Below are 21,063 nucleotides of genomic sequence, written 5' to 3'. Positions count from 1 at the left end.
GATGTTGGGTTAAGGGGAAGCGGGAAAGAAAACGCCCCGGCGGTGCGGGGCGTTTATTCGACTTGTTCGGCGATCCAGGACGGCGCTATAGGGCGCAACTCAATGTCCGGGAAGTCTGGCGACTGCGGCCAGTCGCGCAGGGCCTGCATGTACAGCAGTAGCTCTTTGAACTGCTCAGCCGGAAGCGTGGTTTCGACCTCGATCTCCAGTTGGTCGCGGTGGCGGTCGCGCATACCCGTTGCCGTAATCAGTTCGCTGTCGCGCCATTCGCGCTCCTGGGCTTGCAGATCCGGAAGCTGTACAGGCGCGTCGATCAGATACGGCAAACCCCTATCGTCGTGAGCACGGGCCTTTCCAGACGCTGGATTACCTATGACCGACAAGTACAGGTCTTCGGATATCTCAACTGCATCCGCCGGCATTGAGCCGTGCAGGCCAGCTATGTATGTAGAGCCAGTAGACTTGCTGTAATAGCGCATACCCAAAACCTCCCCTCAGTACCCAATCGAAAACCAATAAACATCAAAATTTGTTGGTGAGTTAGTAGAAGAGCCACCGCCACGCCTATTGAATGTTGACTGTGTTCTAGACGTATCCCCAACAGTTTGCGATGTATCCCAGCCAGTCGGAGAAGCTACGATCGGCACTGCGTGATCGAAAAATTTGGAAGTTGTGAATGCGATAGGGAACAACACAGTAACTGGGCCGGCTGTTGCGTTTGTACCCCTGCCCCACTGAACAATCAGACCACCCAGCCACGAAGGAAAGGCGATGTAGCCATTGCTCGCCAGACCGATGGAAAAACCCCAACGAAGTTTCTTCGGTGTGACGATCAACGCGTCATCTGTGCCCGCAAGCATCTGCGCCTGGGGCGCAATTTTCGCCGTTCCTTGATTGGCCTCGGTGGCCTGGGCGGCCAGCGGAACAAGGGCTGCAACATCAATGTTTCCCTGATTGACGGGTGCGTTCCAAGCCTTGATGCACCACATCACTGCCAAGTTGCGGCCCCGAGTCTCGTTCGAAGTACGAACAACAAGCGAGGCGTCAAACTTGAATTGCTCTATGCCAGGAGCCGTATTGTCCGCAGAGCCGCCAATAATTCCCGTACCGTCTTTGGCCGCAAACGCACCTGTGGGCTTCAAAGTTTCTGAATACCCTGCGGCCTTAGCTGTAAATCCCCCGACGATATTCTGTATTGCATCAAACTGGTTACTACCAACAACGCGACCACCATCAACCCCGCGTCCATGGTCCCATCCGCGAAAGAACTCACCCCGCGAATCAGGCAAACGGAAGTTCCCGGCACCTTCGCCACCCGTGTTGAACGTGGTGCCGAGGTACGCCGCCAGGTCGGGATAAGTTGCGGTGCTCTGTACGCTGCCGTCGAGTTCTAGATACCCCGGCGGCACATCCGCTTTGGGGATTGCAACGATGGCACCGACAGGCGTTGCTGACTTCAGGGCTGCTAGCTCTTTGACAAGCGCAGCAACATCGATATTTCCCTGATTAACCGGCGCGTTCCAGGCCTTGATACACCACATAACCGCCAAGTTGCGCGGGCGGGTTTCCGATCCAACACGAGGCACGCCGTTCACGCCGTCACTGACGAAAGCGCCCGTTAAGTTACGTGGTCTTGTGCCCGGAGCGACTGAGCCCAACGGCGGGCCGTACGCTGGATCACCAGCGCCGCCATCATCGTTACCCCAGGATGTGCCAGCCTTAGTTCGCAGCGTCTCCAGGCGGAAGCCTTGCAGACTATCGAGCTGCATAGAGCCAATTGCGCGCCCGGCATCCACCCCACGCCCATGGTCCCAGCCCCGAAAGAACTCACCCCGAGAGTCTGGCAGTCGGAAGCTGCCCGCGCCTTCATCGCCCTTGTTGAAGGTGGTCCCGAGGTACGCCGCCAGGTCAGGGAAGACAGCAACGCTCTTCACGCTGCCATCAACTTCAAGGAAGCCCGGCGGAATCGCGCCCTTGGGAAACGCCACCATCGAGCCCACCGGCAACGACGACGCCTGCGCCACGATGGATTCGATCTCAGCCTTGGTATAGGTGTCGGTGATGCCATGACCGGCAAGCGTGCCCGGGTTGGTACCCGCGATAACCCGGCCGTTCTTGTCGACAGTGACATTGGCATATGAACCCGCGCTGACGCCGGTCCGGCCAACGGCCATTTCAAAGTCCAGCGCCGTGTTGCCCAGAATGATCGGCCCATCCGTAACCAACTGCCAGACACTGTCACCATTGACCGTGCCCTTCTCGATGCTGACAAACAGACCTGGGGTCACTTCCAGGCTGCTGTCGGCATCCTGCGCCCGCTTCCAGACACCGGTCGCCGACACCACATACAAGCCATTGTCCTTGGCCTGGGTCTGGTTCTTCACCAGCACCCGGGCATCGGCCGGCAGCAGCACATCGTCGATGGTCAGGATCCCGCTCAACGCGATGTTGGCCGTAGTGGCCACCAACGCTGAGTGTTTGAAGTCCATCTTGGCCAGGGCTTCGATCACCGCGTTGTCGACGTACTCACGGGTCGCCAGGACCACGGCCGGATCGATCTTGAGCACGACTTGCGCGGTGTTGGCCACGATGAAGTTCATGCGGATGACCTGGGTCTTGCCAGTGCCCTGGGCCAGCAGAGGCTTGAAGCTTGGCGCGCAGTTGGCCACCGCCACCAGGTCGCCGTCGGCATCGAACAGGCCGATTTCACGGATCCAGCGTCCACCGACATCGGGCGGGATTACCTGCTCGGTGATAATGACATTGGGATTCGCCGGATCAGTACGTACCTGATTCACCGGTGCGCGGCGCCATTCGTTGATCAGCTTGGTCTGGGTCTTGCTGGGGATGGGGTCGCTGCCGTTGGCATCCCCTACTGCCATCTCCTTGAAGGTCCAGGGCGTGCCCAGGGCGGTGGCGTTGGCCTGTTTCGCCTCGCCCACTGCTGTGAGGATGGCGAAGAACTGACTGTTGGAATCGATCATGAGTACACATCCAGGGTGTCTGTTTCATCAATGCACATGACCTGGCCGTATCGACCGGTCACATCAATATCACGGGGTGCCGGGGGGTAAACGTCGAGCACTTCGCCCTGGTCCACATAGGCGCCGTAGCCGATCACCCCGGAGGTTTCCAGGCTGATGGCCAGCCCGGTCATGTGCCGGCTCACGGGCCTGGCGTCGTCGATCAGCCGGGTCAGCTCCTGGTACATCTCCTCGGTGATACCGGTATCCAGCACCCCGACTTTCAGGGCAAAGGTGGCGGGCTCACCCCGGGGGACCATCTGCCACCATTCGACCACTTCGATCAGGTAACCCAGGGGCTCCACGACCCGGCGCAGCGCACCGATGGTGCCCTTGCGGGCATGGATGAAGAGCGAAGCGCGAATGGCGTTGCGCTTGACCGTTTCGCTCCAGCGCGGGTCCCAGCGGTCCACCGACCAGGCCCAGGCCAGTTGGGGCAGCAGGTGCACCGGACAGGTCGAGGGGTTGTACAGGGTGCGCAACATGGTGGCGGTGTCGCCGGTGTTGGTCGCCTCGAGGGCGCGCTCCAAAAGGGTGCTATTGCTTGGCAGCAGGCTGGTCATATCAGCTCCCCAAGGTGACGCTGTAGCCAGTGCAATACGCAGCCTGGGCCTTGCTCGGAGCGATGTCCTGCCAACCGCGCAGGTCGACCCGGGCCACGCCGGCCACATGCAGCTGGGCATCGATGGCAGAACGCGCCACCTCGATACCCAGTCGCCGGCGTGGGTTGACCCAGGCGGCCAGCCTGCGCTCGGCCTCGGCCAGGGCCGCATCACTTTCAGGCCCGGGGCCTTTCATGTGCAGCACCGCGTCGATGCGATACGGCAGGACCTGGGCACTGTTCACCGTGACCCGATCTCCCAGGGGGCGCACGTCCTCATCATTGAGGGCCGCGGCAACCGTCGCCAGCAGCTCAGGCGCCGCGGCGCCGTCGCCCTCAAGGCCCAGCACCGTAACCGTGACACAGGCCGGTGACGGGCTTTCGGCCTCGGCATCGGCCACCAGGGCCGAGGCATTACGGGCATGCAGGATGTAGCTGTTACGCGGCCCAGCGGTGGTCAGCCCTTCGTAGGCCAGTTGGGCACGTTCGCGCAGTGCGTCATCGGCTTCCTTGATCTCCTCCACCGGCGGCACCGCTTGCGGGTCGCCGGCCTGGATCACCAGGCGTTGCAGATTGACGTTGGCAGCCAGCTGATCCAGATCCGTGCCCTTGGCATGGGCCAGCAGCAGCGCCTTGGCCGCATCGTTGACCCGGGCTCGCAACAGCATGTCGCCGTAAGCGGACAGCTCCAGATGTTTGGTGACGGGGTCGCTTTCCAGGTTGGCCGTCCAGTTGTCGCCCATGTAGCGGCGAAAGGTCGCCAGCTTGTCCTGATACAGCGCTTCAAAATCCAGGGCTTCCAGCACCTGGGGCGCCGGCAGCGCCGACAAATCCAGCATGCTCATGCCGTCACCTCCAAAACCGCGTTGTTGCCCAGGTACTGGCCCGTCAGTTGGAAACTGACCTGGCCCTCCACCACCGCTACCACTCGCACCCGCTCCAGCTTCAGCCGTGGCTCCCAACGCAACAGCGCCCGTGCCACCTCGGCCTGCACCGCGCTTTTCCAGCCGCCGGTTACCGGCAGGTCGACGTAACGGCGCAGGTTGCTGCCGTATTCAGGTCGCATCCGCCGGCTGCCCAAAGGGGTGGTCAGGATGTCCTCGATGGACTGCCGCAAATGCTCGATGCCGGACAGCGGCTGGCCAGTACGGCGATCCATTCCGATCATCGTGTTACTCCTGCGGCTGAAAGTCCGGATGCTGCTGCAGATAGTCCCTGGCAAGGCTGTCGCCCGCCGGCGCCGATACCGTTCCCTGGACCACCGCCAGCTCGCGGCCATCCGCCAGGATCAGAATGCGGGAGGTGTAGAGAGTGTCGCGAAATACCGCAGCGCCAGTACCGGCCGAGCGGTCGAGCTTTTTTTTCGGAATTGCCATGCTTTTCTCCGGGTACAAAAAATCCGCACTCGGCGGATTGATCAGGTTTATCTACGTCATGGGTAGGCTGGCCGAGGTTGATCGGCAAAGCGTCACTGAGGCGTTGCGGTTGATCCAGGGCCGGGCATCACGCCCAAGTGGACATGGGTCGAACCGACATTCACGCCGTTGTGCTTCAGGCTGACGCCGTTGATTTGCACATCGCCATTGAGGGTGATTGCCCCGGTCAATGTGATGCTGTCAGCCGTGCCCGTAATGGCGCTGTCCGTGACCAACGCCGAACTGGCGCCGACCTGGATTGCCACCGTGCCGCTGGGCAGGCTGATGCTGTAGCGCTTGGCCTGCCAGTCGTAGACCAGCGAGCCGCCATCATCGAAACGCCAGACTTCGACATGATCACGGTTGTCTGGTTGAGCGCCGGCATCACCGTACAGGCCCGGTACAAACGTGCCCTGCGCCGGCTCGCCGCTGGGGCTGATCAGGACGCCCTGCTCCCCCAGGCTCGGCGCCCGCCAGTGACGGGCCTTGCCGGCGGCCTGGCTATGCCAGCGCACCCAGGCACTGGTCCAGCCGGCCCCATCGCAAACCCGCACCAGGCCGGCAGCCAGGTCCACACCGACCACGCTGCACGGGAGAATCAAGCCGGCAATCATGCGGTCGTGGGTTGCAGATACGTAACTCACACCATTTGCTCCGGCGACTGGTAGCGACCCTCATCAAGGGCGCCTGTATCGGGACCAACACCCAGCACCAGCGTGCCCGGTGGCTGATTCGGCCATGGCCATTGCTCCTGGCCCAGGTAGATAAGCTGCTGCCAGCGCACGATCCACTCGGCTCTATAAGCCGGCTCCGAGACTATATCCGCAGGTTTTGCCGAGACCGCTGTTGCGCCTTCGACAAAATCCAGGTCCCACTGCTGGCAACGCAGAAGCTCGATCAACTGAGCCGCCAGAATGGCCGCCTGCAAAGGCGCCTGCACAAGATTGGCATCCACTCGCACCCGCGCCTCGAGAGTGGCCTGCATACAACTGCGGCCGTCGCCCGGGTCGGTGCCCTGGTCCAGGCCGGTAATTGCAAGGTAGAGCGCCGGCTCAGTGGCGTCCTCAAGCACCTTGGGCAAGGCCTCGACCGTATGCAGCTGCGGCATCGCCAACTTGATCGTGGCCATGATGGCGCCTTGTAGCTGGGTCAGTTCGTTCATTGTCGTGTTCCAGAAGAAGATCGACGCTGCCACGCCTGTGGGTCCATGGCCGGCAGACCTTGTTGAAGGCCAATGCTGATCAGGGAATCAAGGCTGATCAGAGTGAGAGTCCCGCGGTGGCACCTCGCACACCCCAATCCGCTTGGCCGCCCAACGTTCATAAAGGCCGATGGCCACATCGGCGCCGGCCATGGCGGTCAGGCAACCGAGTGCGCAGGCGGTCCAGATCGACACGCCGACGCCGTACAGCAGCATGATCGCCGAGACGCCGCAGACCACGCAGGCGCCGGAGCGCAAGGCCAGTCGTCGCACCAGCAGCCAGCCGCGGGCACCCTCCTTGTCAGCGCGCCACATCTCGCCGGACACGCCACCCACCAGGGCGAGGACGATGACCAGCCAGATCGGCATGTCCAGCAACGCTTGTTGCTCGTTTGTCATGTCTTGCCTCCAGTGCGGGAAAAGCCAATTCATTGGCCGGAAAAATAATGCGGGTGCTGCTGTGAGCCTGTATCGCCAAGGTGCATACAGTTAGGCAGGCATTCCAAAAAGCCCGGTTGCCCAGGCTTTTCAGTAATGCGGTCCTTCTGATCTTTCGGCGCTACTGGCGCGGTACGGATCCATTTAAATTGTTCCTCCGACCGCGACCCTGTCCGCCGGATAACTGCTTCTGGTGCTTTACGCTGCACACCCGGGTCAGTTGCCAACCCTCTGAACCGTTGAGGCCGGTTCATCGCTGCCTTTGCTTTGCCACTAAAGAGCGGTGTTGCTCGCCGTTGTTGAGCGGCTTGAGACAAAGAATATGCATGTATGCATATACAGTCAATGCATAAATGCATTTATTTATGCGCAAGAAATGCACGCATGCATGAAGCCCTTGCCGCACAAGGCTCACGGCTTTTCTGCAGGCGAAAAAAAACCCGCTCGGTGGCGGGTTTTATCTGACGGCGGTTCGGTTAGCGGGCGTACATGCCCCACCAGAAGACGTGGCCGAGGATGGTGATCTGCTCTTCCTGGATTTCCTGGAAGCTGTAGTCCTCATCCGGATGCTCGTCGCGATTGAAGCTGCGCAGGCGAATGCCGGTAGGCAGGCGATACAGCTGCTTCACCCGCAACTGGCCATTATGGTTAATGGCGTAGAGGTCGCCATCGACGATGTCGCCGATACCGCACTTGCCGGCATTGACGCCCACGGTGGCGCCGTCGCGCAGCACCGGCAGCATGCTGTTGCCGCGCACTGTGACGCACTTGGCCTGGTCAAACTGCACACCGTTATGGCGCAGGCTGCGCTTGCCAAAACGCAGGCTGGCGCGCTCGCTTTCCTCGATGACGAATCTTCCTGATCCTGCAGCCAATTCAACCTCTCGAAGAAAGGGGACCGAGACCTCGTCGTCATCGACAGGTGTATCGTCGTCCCACAGACTTATGTCCTTGAGTTCGGAATGTATCTCGTCGCCAATCGCCGCGCGGCCTGGGGCAATCTCAGCGCGCCCGCGCAGTTGATCGGTACTGACCTGAAAGTACTCGGCGATGCGCGAGATGTGCTTGTCCGACGGATCAACGATCTTGCCGCTGAGGATCCGCGAGAGTGTGGATTGAGGCACGCCGGTTCGACGGTGAAGCTCCGTAGGGGAGATTCCGTTGCGATCGAGCAGTTCTCTTAAGACGGTAGAAACATTGCGTTTTTGCATAACGCGCATATTGCTCGTTCCTTTCGCCGATGACAAATGCTGATTTGCATATTTTATGCATTCTTTTCAGAAACAACCTACGGCCTCACGCCTGCGAAGGGCCGACCGCCCATGGTAACCTTGTGCCCATCGCGGAAACGCCGGGCCGACGCCCCGCCCTTGCCCCACCACTTTCAACGAATTTGCCTACCTACCCGATGAATAAAGCACTCTCAGACTTGTCCTCTCACACACCGATGATGCAGCAGTACTGGCGCCTCAAGAACCAGCACCCTGATCAGTTGATGTTCTATCGCATGGGCGACTTCTACGAAATCTTCTACGAAGACGCCAAGAAGGCCGCCAAGCTGCTCGACATCACCCTGACAGCACGCGGGCAGTCGGCGGGCCAGGCGATTCCGATGTGTGGCATTCCTTACCATGCGGCGGAAGGTTACCTGGCGAAGCTGGTCAAGCTCGGCGAGTCGGTGGTGATCTGCGAACAAGTGGGCGACCCGGCCACCAGCAAAGGTCCAGTGGACCGCCAGGTGGTGCGCATCATCACCCCGGGCACGGTCAGTGACGAGGCGTTGCTCGATGAACGCCGCGACAACCTGATCGCCGCGGTGCTGGGTGACGAGCGTCTGTTTGGCCTGGCGGTCCTGGACATTACCAGCGGCAACTTCACCGTGCTGGAGATCAAAGGCTGGGAAAACCTGTTGGCGGAGCTGGAGCGGGTCAACCCGGTCGAGCTGATGATCCCGGATGACTGGCCACAGGGTTTGCCGGCAGAGAAGCGTCGTGGTGTGCGGCGTCGCGCGCCTTGGGACTTCGAGCGTGACTCGGCCCACAAGAGCCTGTGCCAGCAGTTTTCGACCCAGGACCTCAAGGGCTTTGGCTGCGAGAACCTGACCCTGGCCATCGGCGCCGCCGGTTGCCTGCTCAGTTACGCCAAGGAAACCCAGCGCACCGCCCTGCCCCATTTGCGCAGCCTGCGGCACGAACGCCTGGACGACACCGTGGTGCTGGACGGCGCAAGCCGGCGCAACCTGGAGCTGGACACCAACCTGGCCGGCGGCCGCGACAACACCCTGCAATCGGTGGTCGACCGTTGCCAGACCGCCATGGGCAGCCGCCTGCTGACTCGCTGGCTGAACCGTCCGCTGCGTGACCTCAAGGTCCTACAGGCGCGGCAGACCTCGATTACCTGCCTGCTGGATGGCTATCGCTTCGAGAAGCTGCAACCGCAGCTGAAAGAGATCGGCGATATCGAGCGGATCCTCGCCCGTATCGGCCTGCGCAATGCCCGTCCGCGCGACCTGGCACGCCTGCGTGACGCGTTGGCGGCGCTGCCCGAATTGCAAGTGGCAATGACCGAACTGGAAGGCCCGCACCTCACTCAACTGGCACAGACCACCAGCACCTACCCGGAGCTCGCGGCGCTGCTGGAAAAAGCCATCATCGACAATCCACCGGCGGTCATCCGCGACGGCGGCGTGCTGAAGACCGGCTACGACGTCGAGCTCGATGAACTGCAATCCTTGAGCGAGAACGCCGGGCAGTTCCTGATCGATCTTGAGGCCCGGGAAAAAGCCCGCACCGGCCTCGCCAACCTGAAGGTCGGCTACAACCGCATTCATGGCTACTTTATCGAGCTGCCAAGCAAACAGGCCGAACAGGCTCCGGCGGACTACATCCGACGCCAGACCCTCAAGGGCGCCGAGCGCTTTATCACCCCAGAGCTCAAGGAATTCGAAGACAAGGCCTTGTCCGCCAAGAGCCGGGCACTGGCCCGCGAGAAAATGCTCTACGAGGCCCTGCTGGAGACCATGATCAGCCACCTGCCGCCCTTGCAGGACACCGCCGCGGCCCTGGCCGAGCTGGACGTGCTGAGCAACCTGGCAGAGCGTGCGCTGAACCTTGACCTGAATTGCCCGCGTTTTGTCAGCGAGCCCTGCATGCGCATCAGCCAGGGGCGCCACCCGGTGGTCGAGCAGGTGCTGAGCACGCCGTTCGTGGCCAATGACCTGAGCCTGGATGACAACACCCGCATGCTGGTGATCACCGGTCCGAACATGGGCGGTAAATCCACTTACATGCGTCAGACCGCCTTGATTGTGCTGCTGGCCCATATCGGCAGCTTCGTACCCGCCGCCAGTTGCGAGCTGTCACTGGTGGACCGGATCTTCACCCGGATCGGTTCCAGCGACGATCTGGCGGGCGGCCGCTCGACCTTCATGGTGGAAATGAGCGAAACCGCGAACATCCTGCACAACGCCACCGAACGCAGCCTGGTGCTGATGGACGAAGTGGGCCGCGGCACCAGTACCTTTGACGGTCTTTCCCTGGCCTGGGCTGCGGCAGAACGTCTCGCCCACCTGCGCGCCTACACACTGTTCGCCACCCACTACTTCGAGCTGACGGTGCTGCCGGAAAACCAGCCGCTGGTAGCCAACGTGCACCTCAATGCCACTGAGCACAACGAACGTATCGTCTTCCTGCACCACGTGCTGCCAGGGCCGGCCAGCCAGAGCTACGGCCTGGCCGTGGCCCAGCTGGCTGGGGTGCCGAGCGAGGTGATCCTGCGTGCCCGCGAGCACCTGAGCCGTCTGGAAACCACCAGCCTGCCCCATGAAGTCGCACGCCCGGCTTCGGAAAAAACGTCGGTTCCACAGCAAAGCGACATGTTCGCCAGCCTGCCTCATCCGGTGCTTGAAGACCTGGCCAAGCTCGATCTGGACGACATGACGCCACGTAGGGCATTGGAAATGCTCTATACATTGAAGACACGCATCTAACGCAGACGCCTTCAAGCTGTTAGAATCTCGCGCGGTTTGGGATGCTGCGGACTTTTAAGCCTGGTCCGCAGACTATCGCTCCCAAACCTGGCGACCCCGTCATGAAGGGGCTCCGCTGCCGCCGCCTGAGGAGAGAATTAGAAATGACCTTCGTCGTCACCGACAACTGCATCAAGTGCAAGTACACCGACTGCGTAGAAGTCTGTCCGGTGGACTGCTTTTACGAAGGCCCGAACTTCCTGGTGATTCACCCGGATGAGTGCATTGATTGCGCGCTGTGCGAGCCTGAATGCCCAGCTGTAGCCATTTTCTCCGAAGACGAAGTCCCGGACGAGATGCAGGAATTCATTCAGCTGAACGTTGAACTGGCCGAGATCTGGCCCAACATCACTGAGAAGAAAGAATCGTTGCCGGATGCCGAAGAGTGGGATGGCGTCAAAGGCAAGATCAAAGACCTCGAACGCTGATTACCGCCGCGTTCCCGAAAAGGCCCCTTGCGGGCCTTTTTGCTTTTCAGGGAAAGAGCTTTTCTACTGTCACTTTTTTACAGGCGAAAAAAAGGGGCGGTATGACCCGCCCACATTTTTCCCTATTCCCTGTAGTCCTTTTCATCGTCCTGATGAATCGCTTCCTGCGATGTCCCTGACCATCGTCCTTGATGGCAGTGTCTATCCGTCGACACAGGGCTGATATTAAAGTCTTTCAGCCAGGTAGCAACTGCTGCCGACCCTGTAAGAAGTGCCTTTACTCAACCGCCACATAAAAATAAATACATATAAATCAATTACTTAGAAAAATACCCACACATAAAAGGGCAACTTCCAAGCCGTTAGAGCCCAAACACTTACGAAAGAGTAGGCTTTGGCTTACACGCGATTTCTAACTACTCCCATTTGGCAGTGCATCTCCTTTGCTAAAAACATTCCATAGCCCATAAAAAAGCCCCGAACAGGTCGGGGCTTTTTATCGACTACGGCGGCCAGCGCTATTATTGGAACAATGACTCGCTGGAAAGGCCGTTCTTCTCAAGGATTTCCCGCAGGCGTTTCAGACCTTCTACCTGAATCTGTCTGACTCGTTCCCGAGTAAGACCGATTTCGAGCCCTACGTCTTCAAGGGTGCTGCTTTCATGACCGCGCAAGCCGAAGCGCCGGATGACGACTTCACGCTGCTTGTCGGTCAACTCTGACAGCCATTGATCGATGCTCTGGGACAGGTCGTCATCCTGCAGCAGCTCGCAAGGGTCAGTTGGACGGTCGTCGGTGAGGGTGTCCAGCAAGGTTTTATCCGAATCCGGACCCAGCGAGACATCAACCGAAGAAACCCGCTCGTTCAAGCCCAGCATGCGCTTGACCTCTCCCACTGGTTTTTCCAGCAGGTTGGCGATCTCTTCGGGGGAAGGTTCATGGTCGAGCTTTTGAGTTAGCTCACGTGCGGCCCGCAGGTAGACGTTGAGTTCTTTGACCACATGAATCGGCAACCGAATGGTGCGGGTCTGATTCATGATCGCGCGTTCGATGGTCTGACGAATCCACCAGGTCGCGTAGGTCGAGAAGCGAAAACCACGCTCCGGATCGAATTTTTCCACCGCCCGGATCAGCCCCAGATTGCCCTCTTCGATCAGGTCCAGCAAGGAAAGACCGCGGTTGACATAACGTCGGGCGATTTTCACCACAAGTCGCAAGTTGCTTTCAATCATGCGCTTGCGGCCGGCCGGGTCACCGCTCTGCGACAGTCGCGCAAAGTGGACTTCTTCTTCCGGGGAGAGCAACGGGGAAAAGCCGATCTCATTGAGGTACAGCTGCGTCGCGTCGAGCGCTCGCGTGTAATCAATGTACTTGTGTTGCTTAAGCGTTGCGGAGTGTTTGGATTTGGCGCGAACGGAAGGCGGTGCAGCCCCTTCATTATTCGACATCGAATCCATAGCGATGCCGGTCTCCATAAGGAGCACCTCATCGTCGATGTCAAACTCCGGCACTTCTTTACTGAGAGCCATTGTTATAGTCCTTTGGTGAGTTCGACCTCAAGCTCAAGCGGCGCCTTTATCCTTGGCAACGCTGGAGCCTGTTCCCTCTACGTGACGGAACAGGCTGGTAACCGATCAACGACGTGGCAAGAATTGCAGCGGATCTACAGGTTTCCCTTGTCGGCGAATCTCAAAGTGCAGTTTCACCCGGTCTGTACCAGTTGACCCCATTTCGGCAATTGTCTGTCCGACTTTGACCTGCTGCCCCTCCCGAACCAACAACCTGCGGTTATGACCGTAGGCACTGACGTAGGTATCGCTGTGTTTGATGATGACTAATTCGCCGTAGCCCCTTAAGCCACTCCCGGCGTAAACCACCGTCCCATCAGACGCAGCTAAAACAGGCTGTCCCAAATCCCCGGCGATATCAATGCCTTTATTCAAACTACCGTTTGAAGAGAATTTACCAATCAAAATACCGTTCGAAGGCCAGCCCCAGCCAGTCGGGGCGGGGCCTGCAGGCGGTAATGGCGCCGGCGCCGGCTTGCTCGCAATCGTTGGCGAGGCGCCAACAGGGCGCCGTGTGACCGTAGTTTTACTCGAAGAAGAGGCGGTTGATTGTGAACTAGTGACAACTGTCGTTGGCGCCGAGCCTGTACGGCCGTCAAAACGGATCGTCTGCCCAGGGTGAATAGTGTAGGGCTCGGGAATGTTGTTGCGCGCCGCCAGTGCCTTGTAGTCCCAGCCGTAACGAAAGGCGATCGAGAACAAGGTATCGCCACGCCTGACGGCATATTGCCCAGTGGTCACGGTCGGGCGCTGTGGGGCCGCATTGTTGCGGTCAACCACGCCGACGCTGCTGGATTTGGTACTGGAACAGCCGACCAACAAGGAACTCAAGACAAAGCCGATCATCAGTCGCTGAAAGCTTGTGGTACCCATACGCTGCGCAATGACCGTGAGACTCACCCGCCGCTCCCTTTGTGGTGGTGGAATATGAAAGCTGCCCGATTCGGGCATCAAGTGTCGCCAGTATAACTGGCCGCTCGCGCTTTACCGTGGGCTTGACCAAATCATTGGACGCACCACCAGGCTTGCGGGGGCACATGGCGGGTTTCTTGATTCGTCCGGCTGTAAGACACAGCCGATCAAACAGAATTCACCCCGCGTAAACAAATGCTCAGGCCAGCGGGCCATTGAGCAACGGCACAAACCGCACGGCACCCAGCACATGCCGTGAAAAGCCCTGCTCTTCACGGACAATCAGCATCAGTTGCTGGACTTCGCCGGCGCCGACCGGGATCACCAGACGCCCGCCAGGAGCCAGTTGATCCAGTAACGCCTGGGGCACGTCGGTGGCGACAGCGGTCACGATGATGCCGTTGTAGGGCGCCAGCGCCGGCCAACCTTCCCAACCATCGCCCCAACGGAATACCACATTGCGCAGGTTCAACTCGACCAGGCGCTCCTTGGCCCGATCCTGCAGCACCTTGATGCGCTCGACGGAAAACACGCGCTCGACCAATTGCGAAAGTACTGCCGTCTGATACCCCGACCCCGTACCAATCTCCATCACCTTGTCCAGGGGCCCGGCAGCCAGCAGCAGCTCGCTCATGCGCGCCACCATGTAGGGCTGGGAAATGGTCTGGTTGTGGCCGATCGGCAGTGCGGTGTCTTCGTAGGCGCGGTGCGCCAATGCTTCATCGACGAACAGATGGCGTGGCGTACGCCGGATGACTTCCAGTACCTGGGCGTTGGACAGGCCTTCGTCGTACAGGCGCTGAATCAGCCGCTCGCGGGTGCGTTGGGAAGTCATTCCGATACCGCGACGCAGCAAATCGTCTTGCTCACGAGCCATCAGCGCAGCCCCTCCAGCCAGCCATCGAGGCTGTTGAATGCATCGCTGAAGGTGCGATCGAGCTGCAACGGAGTGATGGACACGTAACCCTGCATGACGGCATGGAAGTCCGTGCCCGGGCCGCCGTCTTCGGCGTCGCCGGCGGCGGCAATCCAGTAGCCGGCCTTGCCGCGCGGATCAACCACCTTCATCGGCGCCGCCGCACGTGCACGATGGCCCAGGCGAGTCAGCTGAATGCCGCGAATATGATCGAGTGGCAAGTTGGGAATATTCACGTTCAGCACTGTACGCGGCGGCAGATCCAGCGAGCCATGGGCCTCCACCAGCTTGCGCGCGAAATAGGCGGCAGTGGGCAGGTTCTCGACCTGGCGCGATGCCAGCGAAAAGGCAAAGGCCGGAAGCGCAAGGAAACGCCCCTCGAGTGCAGCCGCGACAGTGCCGGAATACAGCACGTCATCTCCCAGGTTCGCCCCCAGGTTGATCCCGGAAACCACCATGTCCGGCTCGCGCTCAAGCAGGCCATTGAGGCCGAGGTGCACGCAATCGGTCGGCGTACCGTTGATACCGATAAAGCCATTGCTCAAGGTATGCGGATGCAGCGGACGGTCGAGCGTCAGCGAGCTGCTGGCGCCGCTTTTGTCTTGATCCGGGGCGATAACCACGCATTCGGCATAATCCGCCAGCGCAGCATGAAGCGCGGCGAGACCGGGTGCTGTTACCCCATCGTCGTTAGAAATCAGAATACGCATGGGCTGTCCGTCTGCCCTACCGGCACCAGATCGACCAGTTCGCGCACCAATACGGTGGCGAAGCATCCAGCCGGCAGGACGAATTCCAATTGCAGAATGTCAGGCTCGGGATAATGCCACGTCAACCCGCCAATGGGCAGCCGCAGGATGCGACGTTCGTGGCTCATTCCGGCTTTTATCAACCAATCGCACAGGTCAGCCTCGCGTGTAGCGACTTGCTGCTCCAGGGCATGGGTCAGACCGGCGGCGGGCGATTCGCCCTCCCCCCACTGCGGCCCGGTCGGGTGCAGGTCAAGAATCGCCAGCCTTGGATCACTGCATTCCGCCTCACCGGCCGGGAAAAAACTGCGGCTGTCGGTGAACGCCAGCAAATCGCCGACCTGGGCACGCTGCCAGCTGCCATCAGCCACTCGCGCCGCCAGCACCTGGTTGAACACATAGCTGCGGGCCGTCGAAAGCAGACGCGAGCGCACATTACGTTGCTCCGGCAAGGCCTTGCGTGCCGCCCAACTGCGGGCGTCCACCAGGTTGCCGCCGTCATGGCCGAAGCGCTGGGCACCGAAGTAATTGGGAATGCCCTGTTGCGCGATCAGTTTCAGGCGCTCGTCGATAGCGGCCTGGTCGGCCTTGAGCTGGGTCAGACGCAGGGTAAAGCCATTGGCGGCATGGGCACCGCGTTGCAGCTTGCGTTTGTGGCGGGCGGCCTTGAGGATCTTCAGGGTGTCGTTTTCCGCCGCGGCAAGATCGGGGTCGGCCTTGCCGGGCAACTGCACGCTAAACCACTGCCGGGTCAGCGCCTGGCGATCCTTGAGGCCGGCATAGCTGACGGTGCGCAAAGGCACACCCGCCGCCTTGGCAATCCGCCGGGCCGCCTCTTCGGTGTTCAGGCCACGCTTTTCCACCCACAACCACAGATGCTCGCCTTCACCCGTCAGCGGAATATCCAGCACTTCGTCGACCTGGAAATCCTCGGCGCTGGCTTTCAGCACCGCGCTGCCCAACGCCTGGCCATAGGCCCGCGGGCCCAGCAATTCCTGTTCCGTCATGCGCGCAGCAACAAGGCGACGCTGTGCACCGCGATGCCTTCTTCGCGACCGACAAAGCCGAGTTTTTCGGTGGTGGTAGCTTTCACGTTCACTTGATCCAGTTCAACTTGCAGATCCGCGGCAATCAGCGCGCGCATCGCTTCGATATGGGGTGCCATCTTCGGCGCCTGGGCCACGATGGTGTTGTCGACATTGCCGACTTTCCAGCCTTTGCCGTGGATCAGTGCGACCACGTGACGCAGCAGCACACGGCTGTCGGCGCCCTTGAATTGCGGATCGGTGTCCGGAAAATGCTTGCCGATATCGCCCAGCGCCGCAGCACCGAGCAAGGCATCGCTCAAGGCGTGGAGTACCACGTCACCGTCGGAATGGGCGAGCAGCCCGAAGCTGTGTGCAATTCGCACGCCGCCCAGAGTAATGAAGTCGCCTTCAGCAAAACGGTGCACATCATAGCCGTGGCCAATACGCATAAAAAAACGCCCCGATTTAGTCAGGGCGTGATTCTACCTGCTTTGTCGGACATTAGGCGCTAAGAGCACGCGCGTGATGCTGCAGGTGGTCGTCGATGAAACTGGCGATGAAGAAATAGCTGTGGTCGTAGCCCGGTTGCAAACGCAGGGTCAGCGGATGACCCGCGGCCTTTGCCGCCTGCTGCAAGGCTTCCGGCTTGAGCTGGGTCGCCAGGAAATCATCCCGATCGCCTTGATCCACCAGCAGCGGCAGCTTCTCGCTAGCTTCGGCGATCAGCACGCTGGCATCCCACTCACGCCAGCGCGAACGCTCTTCGCCCAGGTAACGGGAGAAGGCCTTCTGGCCCCATGGGCAATCCATCGGGTTGCTGATCGGCGCAAGGGCCGACACCGACAGGTAGCGCCCGGGATTGCGCAAGGCGCAGACCAAGGCCCCGTGCCCGCCCATGGAGTGCCCACTGATACCGCGCTTGTCCGAGGCCGGAAAATGCGCCTCGACCAATGCCGGCAGCTCCTGCACCACGTAGTCGTGCATCCGGTAGTGCTGGGCCCAGGGCTCCTGGGTTGCATTGAGGTAGAACCCGGCACCCAGCCCAAAATCCCAGGCACCGTCGGGATCCGCCGGCACGCCGGGGCCCCGGGGGCTGGTGTCCGGGGCAACGATGATCAGCCCCAGTTCTGCAGCCATGCGCATCGCGCCGGCCTTGTGCATAAAGTTTTCATCCGTGCAGGTCAGCCCGGACAACCAGTACAGCACCGGCAGCTTGCTCCCCGCCTCCGCCTGCGGCGGCAGGTACACGGCAAACACCATGTCGCAGCCCAAGACCTGGGAGTGGTGCTTGTAGCGCTTATGCCAGCCGCCAAAGCTCTTTTGACACGAAATATTTTCCAAGCTCATAGGACCTCCAGAGGCAATTGCAGGCCATCAGCTTCAAGTGGCAAGACCGCTGGAACCACTTGCCGCTGACAGCTTGCAACTCCCCGCTGCTCCTCAGAAATGAATGACGGTACGAATGCTTTTACCTTCATGCATCAGGTCGAAAGCCTTGTTGATGTCTTCAAGGCCCATGGTGTGGGTGATGAAGGTGTCCAAGGGGATCTCGCCGCTCTGGGCCATTTCTACGTAGCTTGGCAGCTCGGAACGACCGCGCACGCCACCAAAGGCCGAACCGCGCCAGACGCGCCCGGTGACCAGCTGGAATGGACGGGTGGAAATTTCCTGGCCGGCACCGGCAACGCCGATGATCACCGACTCGCCCCACCCCTTGTGGCAGCATTCCAGCGCCGCACGCATCAACTGCACGTTGCCGATGCATTCGAAGGAGAAATCCACGCCGCCATCGGTCATGTCGACAATGACCTCCTGGATAGGACGATCGAAGTCTTTCGGGTTGACGCAGTCGGTAGCGCCCAGTTGCTTGGCGATTTCAAACTTGGCCGGGTTGATGTCAATGGCAATGATCCGCGCCGCCTTGGCCTTGACCGCACCGATCACGGCCGACAGGCCGATACCGCCCAGGCCGAAGATGGCCACGGTATCGCCGGGCTTTACCTTGGCGGTGTTGATCACCGCGCCGATACCGGTGGTGACACCGCAGCCCAGCAGGCAGACTTTTTCCAGTGGTGCTTCTTTCGGGATCTTGGCGACAGAGATTTCCGGCAGCACGGTGTATTCGGAGAAGGTCGAGGTGCCCATGTAATGGAAGATCGGCTGACCCTTGTAGGAAAAGCGCGTGGTGCCGTCCGGCATCAGGCCTTTGCCCTGGGTGGCGCGAATTGCCTGACAGAGGTTGGTCTTGCCCGACAGGCAGAATTTGCACTTGCCGCATTCCGGGGTGTACAGCGGGATGACGTGGTCGCCGACTGCAACCGAGGTCACGCCTTCACCGATGGCTTCAACCACGGCCCCGCCTTCGTGCCCCAGAATCGACGGGAAGATACCTTCCGGATCGGCGCCGGACAGGGTGTAGGCATCGGTATGGCACACACCGGAAGCGACCACCCGCAGCAAGACTTCACCGGCCTTGGGCATGGCCACATCGACTTCGACGATTTCGAGAGGCTTCTTGGCCTCGAAGGCAACGGCAGCGCGCGACTTGATCATCCTGGGGGTCTCCAATGAATAAAAACGAGACGCGCAGTGTAAAACACCGCTGAACGATTAATAATCCAAGCAAAAGCAAAACATTATTGCTGTACAGGGATAATCGACATGAGTGAAAACCGCTGGGAGGGCATCGACGAGTTTGTCGCAGTGGCCGAATACAGCCAGTTCACTGCAGCAGCCGAGCGCCTGGGGGTGTCCTCCTCCCATATCAGCCGGCAAATTGCCCGCCTCGAGGAGCGCCTGCAAACTCGCCTGCTCTACCGCAGTACCCGCCGCGTCACCTTGACCGAGGCGGGTCAGACGTTTCTTCAACATTGCCAGCGCCTGCAGGACGGCCGCGAGGAAGCGTTGCGCGCCGTGGGTGATTTGACCAGCGAGCCCAAAGGCATGCTGCGCATGACCTGCGCCGTGGCTTATGGCGAGCGCTTTATCGTGCCGCTGGTGACCCGCTACATGGGCCTATATCCGCAACTGCGGGTGGACATCGAGCTCAGCAATCGCCCACTTGACCTGGTGCATGAGGGGCTGGACCTGGCGATTCGCCTGGGGCGGCTCCAGGATTCACGCCTTGTGGCCACGCGCCTGGCGCCGCGGCGCATGTACCTGTGCGCCTCGCCATCGTATCTGGAGCGCTACGGGCGCCCCCATAGCCTGTCGGAGTTGAGCCGACACAATTGCCTGATCGGCAGCTCGGATATCTGGCAACTGGAACAGAACGGGCGGGAGTTTTCCCAGCGGGTGCAGGGTAATTGGCGCTGCAACAGTGGGCAGGCAGTACTGGACGCGGCGCTGCAAGGGGTTGGGTTGTGTCAGTTGCCGGACTACTACGTGCTCGAACACCTGCGCAGCGGTACGTTGATCTCCCTGCTGGAGGCCCACCAACCGCCAAATACCGCCGTCTGGGCGCTGTATCCGCAACAGCGGCATTTGTCGCCCAAGGTGCGCAAGCTGGTGGATTACCTCAAGCAAGGCCTGGTCCAACGCCCCGAGTACCAAGATTTGTAGCGGCTGACGCGGGGCCTCTTGGGCGTTGGGCTGAATCTGGGAGAGAGCCGGTGTTGATCAGGGCCAGCGCAGCCTCGCGGGCTCGGCAGCGGCTACGGGGGCGACGTATGTAGCCGCTGCCGCAGGCTGCGCTGGCCCTTACGTGTACCTAGGTGGTTCGCTGCTACGCAATCAGCGGCGGTTGGCCCAGCGCTGGCGCAGCCATTCGAGGTCTTCGGGGCGGGTGACTTTGATGTTGTCCGAACGCCCTTCGATCAGGCGTGGCGCCTGGCCCGACCATTCCACTGCCGAGGCTTCGTCGGTGATCAGCACATCCGCCACCAGGCTGTCAGCCAATGCCCGATGCAAAGCGCCCAGGCGAAACATCTGTGGCGTGTAGGCCTGCCAGATCAGGCTGCGATCGACGGTTTCCACCACACGGCCGTGCTTGTCGACGCGCTTCAAGGTGTCCCGAGCCGGCACGGCAAGCAAGCCGCCCACGGGGTCGTCCGCCAATTCACCGAGCAGCTTGTCCAGGTCATCGCGGGTCAGGTTGGGCCGAGCCGCGTCATGCACCAGCACCCAGTCCTCATCCGCCGCGCCCTGGGCATGCAGGTGCAACAAGGCATTGAGGACCGAACCGGAGCGCTCCTGCCCACCGTCCACGCGCTGAATCCGCGAGTCATGGGCACAGGCCAGGGTCGGCCAGAAGGGATCGTCGACAGCGAGACTGACCACCAGCCCCTTGAGGCAGGGATGGTCGAGGAAACAGCCGAGGCTGTGTTCAAGAATAGTGCGTCCGCCCAGCTGCAAATACTGCTTGGGGCGGTCCGCGGCCATACGGGCACCAACGCCCGCGGCAGGAATCACGGCCCAGAAGGCCGGCAAACGCTCGATCATTGGGCCAACTGGTAGAGGGTCTCGCCCTCCTTGACCATGCCCAACTCATGGCGAGCCCGTTCTTCAACGGTCTCCATGCCCTTTTTCAACTCCATGACTTCCGCATCGAGTACGCGATTACGCTCCAGCAAACGCTCGTTTTCGGCGTGCTGATCGGCAATCTGCTGAGTCAGGTCAGCTACCTGCGCCAAACTGCCATTCCCCACCCACAGGCGGTACTGCAGGCCAGCCAGCAGCAAGAGCAAGACGAGGAACAACCAATTGGGACTGCGCATCGAATATCGGGTATCCAGTGAAAAAAGACAGCCATGCCTACA

The 21,063-nt window shown here is 60.6% G+C and carries 23 protein-coding genes; 3 read left to right on the top strand and 20 right to left on the bottom strand.

Annotated features, from left to right (window positions below):
- Positions 1-53 precede the first annotated feature (53 nt).
- The 10 genes from MF4836_RS34965 to MF4836_RS09320 form a co-directional block, all read right to left on the bottom strand.
- Entirely contained in the window at positions 54-479 is a 426-nt protein-coding gene (locus MF4836_RS34965) for a phage tail assembly chaperone (protein ID WP_078470092.1), read from the bottom strand.
- 15 nt (positions 480-494) lie between these two features.
- The gene (locus MF4836_RS35785; protein ID WP_238596137.1) at positions 495-2,984 is read right to left on the bottom strand and encodes a phage tail-collar fiber domain-containing protein; all 2,490 of its coding nucleotides are present in this window, start codon (positions 2,982-2,984) and stop codon (positions 495-497) included.
- The gene (locus MF4836_RS09355; RefSeq protein ID WP_078470091.1) at positions 2,981-3,586 is read right to left on the bottom strand and encodes a phage tail protein I; all 606 of its coding nucleotides are present in this window, start codon (positions 3,584-3,586) and stop codon (positions 2,981-2,983) included. The genes MF4836_RS35785 and MF4836_RS09355 overlap by 4 nt, the downstream gene beginning before the upstream one ends.
- A gap of 1 nt (position 3,587) precedes the next feature.
- Entirely contained in the window at positions 3,588-4,469 is an 882-nt protein-coding gene (locus tag MF4836_RS09350; protein ID WP_078470090.1) for a baseplate assembly protein, read from the bottom strand.
- Complete coding sequence (locus tag MF4836_RS09345) at positions 4,466-4,792, bottom strand: GPW/gp25 family protein (RefSeq protein ID WP_020296586.1); 327 nt, start codon at positions 4,790-4,792, stop codon at positions 4,466-4,468. The genes MF4836_RS09350 and MF4836_RS09345 overlap by 4 nt, the downstream gene beginning before the upstream one ends.
- Positions 4,793-4,796: 4 nt before the next feature.
- Positions 4,797-5,000 (bottom strand): hypothetical protein, encoded by a 204-nt coding sequence (locus MF4836_RS09340; RefSeq protein WP_078470089.1) that lies wholly within the window; start codon positions 4,998-5,000, stop codon positions 4,797-4,799.
- 92 nt (positions 5,001-5,092) lie between these two features.
- The gene (locus tag MF4836_RS09335; protein WP_078470088.1) at positions 5,093-5,683 is read right to left on the bottom strand and encodes a phage baseplate assembly protein V; all 591 of its coding nucleotides are present in this window, start codon (positions 5,681-5,683) and stop codon (positions 5,093-5,095) included.
- Complete coding sequence (locus tag MF4836_RS09330) at positions 5,680-6,234, bottom strand: hypothetical protein (protein ID WP_238596136.1); 555 nt, start codon at positions 6,232-6,234, stop codon at positions 5,680-5,682. The genes MF4836_RS09335 and MF4836_RS09330 overlap by 4 nt, the downstream gene beginning before the upstream one ends.
- Before the next feature lie 54 nt (positions 6,235-6,288).
- Entirely contained in the window at positions 6,289-6,639 is a 351-nt protein-coding gene (locus tag MF4836_RS09325; RefSeq protein WP_020296590.1) for a phage holin family protein, read from the bottom strand.
- Between the two features lie 515 nt (positions 6,640-7,154).
- Positions 7,155-7,898: an XRE family transcriptional regulator gene (locus tag MF4836_RS09320; protein WP_078470086.1), complete on the bottom strand. Its 744-nt coding sequence runs from the start codon at positions 7,896-7,898 to the stop codon at positions 7,155-7,157.
- Between the two features lie 188 nt (positions 7,899-8,086).
- Here MF4836_RS09320 and mutS point away from each other — a divergent pair, with 188 nt between their 5' ends.
- Positions 8,087-10,666, top strand: a complete 2,580-nt coding sequence (mutS, locus tag MF4836_RS09315; protein ID WP_078470085.1) for a DNA mismatch repair protein MutS — start codon at positions 8,087-8,089, stop codon at positions 10,664-10,666.
- A 143-nt stretch (positions 10,667-10,809) separates the two neighbouring features.
- Positions 10,810-11,133: a ferredoxin FdxA gene (gene fdxA, locus MF4836_RS09310; RefSeq protein WP_020296593.1), complete on the top strand. Its 324-nt coding sequence runs from the start codon at positions 10,810-10,812 to the stop codon at positions 11,131-11,133.
- 521 nt (positions 11,134-11,654) lie between these two features.
- Here fdxA and rpoS read toward each other — a convergent pair.
- The 8 genes from rpoS to MF4836_RS09270 form a co-directional block, all read right to left on the bottom strand.
- Positions 11,655-12,662: an RNA polymerase sigma factor RpoS gene (gene rpoS, locus MF4836_RS09305; protein WP_020296594.1), complete on the bottom strand. Its 1,008-nt coding sequence runs from the start codon at positions 12,660-12,662 to the stop codon at positions 11,655-11,657.
- A 105-nt stretch (positions 12,663-12,767) separates the two neighbouring features.
- Positions 12,768-13,601, bottom strand: coding sequence for a peptidoglycan DD-metalloendopeptidase family protein (locus MF4836_RS09300; protein ID WP_020296595.1), 834 nt, complete (start codon positions 13,599-13,601; stop codon positions 12,768-12,770).
- 211 nt (positions 13,602-13,812) lie between these two features.
- Complete coding sequence (locus MF4836_RS09295; protein WP_177326767.1) at positions 13,813-14,448, bottom strand: protein-L-isoaspartate(D-aspartate) O-methyltransferase; 636 nt, start codon at positions 14,446-14,448, stop codon at positions 13,813-13,815.
- A 41-nt stretch (positions 14,449-14,489) separates the two neighbouring features.
- Positions 14,490-15,239 carry a 5'/3'-nucleotidase SurE gene (gene surE, locus MF4836_RS09290; RefSeq protein ID WP_078470084.1) on the bottom strand — a complete coding sequence of 250 codons (750 nt, stop codon included), beginning with the start codon at positions 15,237-15,239 and terminating at the stop codon, positions 14,490-14,492.
- Positions 15,227-16,285, bottom strand: a complete 1,059-nt coding sequence (truD, locus tag MF4836_RS09285; protein ID WP_078470083.1) for a tRNA pseudouridine(13) synthase TruD — start codon at positions 16,283-16,285, stop codon at positions 15,227-15,229. The genes surE and truD overlap by 13 nt, the downstream gene beginning before the upstream one ends.
- A complete protein-coding gene (gene ispF, locus MF4836_RS09280) occupies positions 16,282-16,755 on the bottom strand; it encodes a 2-C-methyl-D-erythritol 2,4-cyclodiphosphate synthase (RefSeq protein WP_020296599.1) in 474 nt (157 codons plus the stop codon). The genes truD and ispF overlap by 4 nt, the downstream gene beginning before the upstream one ends.
- A 52-nt stretch (positions 16,756-16,807) precedes the next feature.
- Positions 16,808-17,653, bottom strand: coding sequence for an S-formylglutathione hydrolase (gene fghA / locus MF4836_RS09275; RefSeq protein ID WP_078470082.1), 846 nt, complete (start codon positions 17,651-17,653; stop codon positions 16,808-16,810).
- Between the two features lie 93 nt (positions 17,654-17,746).
- On the bottom strand, positions 17,747-18,859 hold the full coding sequence (locus tag MF4836_RS09270; protein ID WP_020296601.1) for an S-(hydroxymethyl)glutathione dehydrogenase/class III alcohol dehydrogenase: 1,113 nt from the start codon (positions 18,857-18,859) through the stop codon (positions 17,747-17,749).
- 108 nt (positions 18,860-18,967) lie between these two features.
- On the opposite strand from MF4836_RS09270, the gene MF4836_RS09265 reads away from it, so the two are divergent.
- Positions 18,968-19,867, top strand: a complete 900-nt coding sequence (locus MF4836_RS09265; protein WP_078470081.1) for a LysR substrate-binding domain-containing protein — start codon at positions 18,968-18,970, stop codon at positions 19,865-19,867.
- 171 nt (positions 19,868-20,038) lie between these two features.
- Here MF4836_RS09265 and ispD read toward each other — a convergent pair whose 3' ends face one another.
- Positions 20,039-20,746: a 2-C-methyl-D-erythritol 4-phosphate cytidylyltransferase gene (ispD, locus tag MF4836_RS09260; protein WP_078470080.1), complete on the bottom strand. Its 708-nt coding sequence runs from the start codon at positions 20,744-20,746 to the stop codon at positions 20,039-20,041.
- Positions 20,743-21,021 carry a cell division protein FtsB gene (ftsB, locus tag MF4836_RS09255; RefSeq protein WP_011059544.1) on the bottom strand — a complete coding sequence of 93 codons (279 nt, stop codon included), beginning with the start codon at positions 21,019-21,021 and terminating at the stop codon, positions 20,743-20,745. The genes ispD and ftsB overlap by 4 nt, the downstream gene beginning before the upstream one ends.
- Positions 21,022-21,063 lie beyond the last annotated feature (42 nt).

Source organism: Pseudomonas sp. MF4836, from assembly GCF_002018875.1.
Taxonomy (GTDB): Bacteria; Pseudomonadota; Gammaproteobacteria; order Pseudomonadales; family Pseudomonadaceae; genus Aquipseudomonas.
This window is presented reverse-complemented; position numbering and strand designations above follow the sequence as displayed.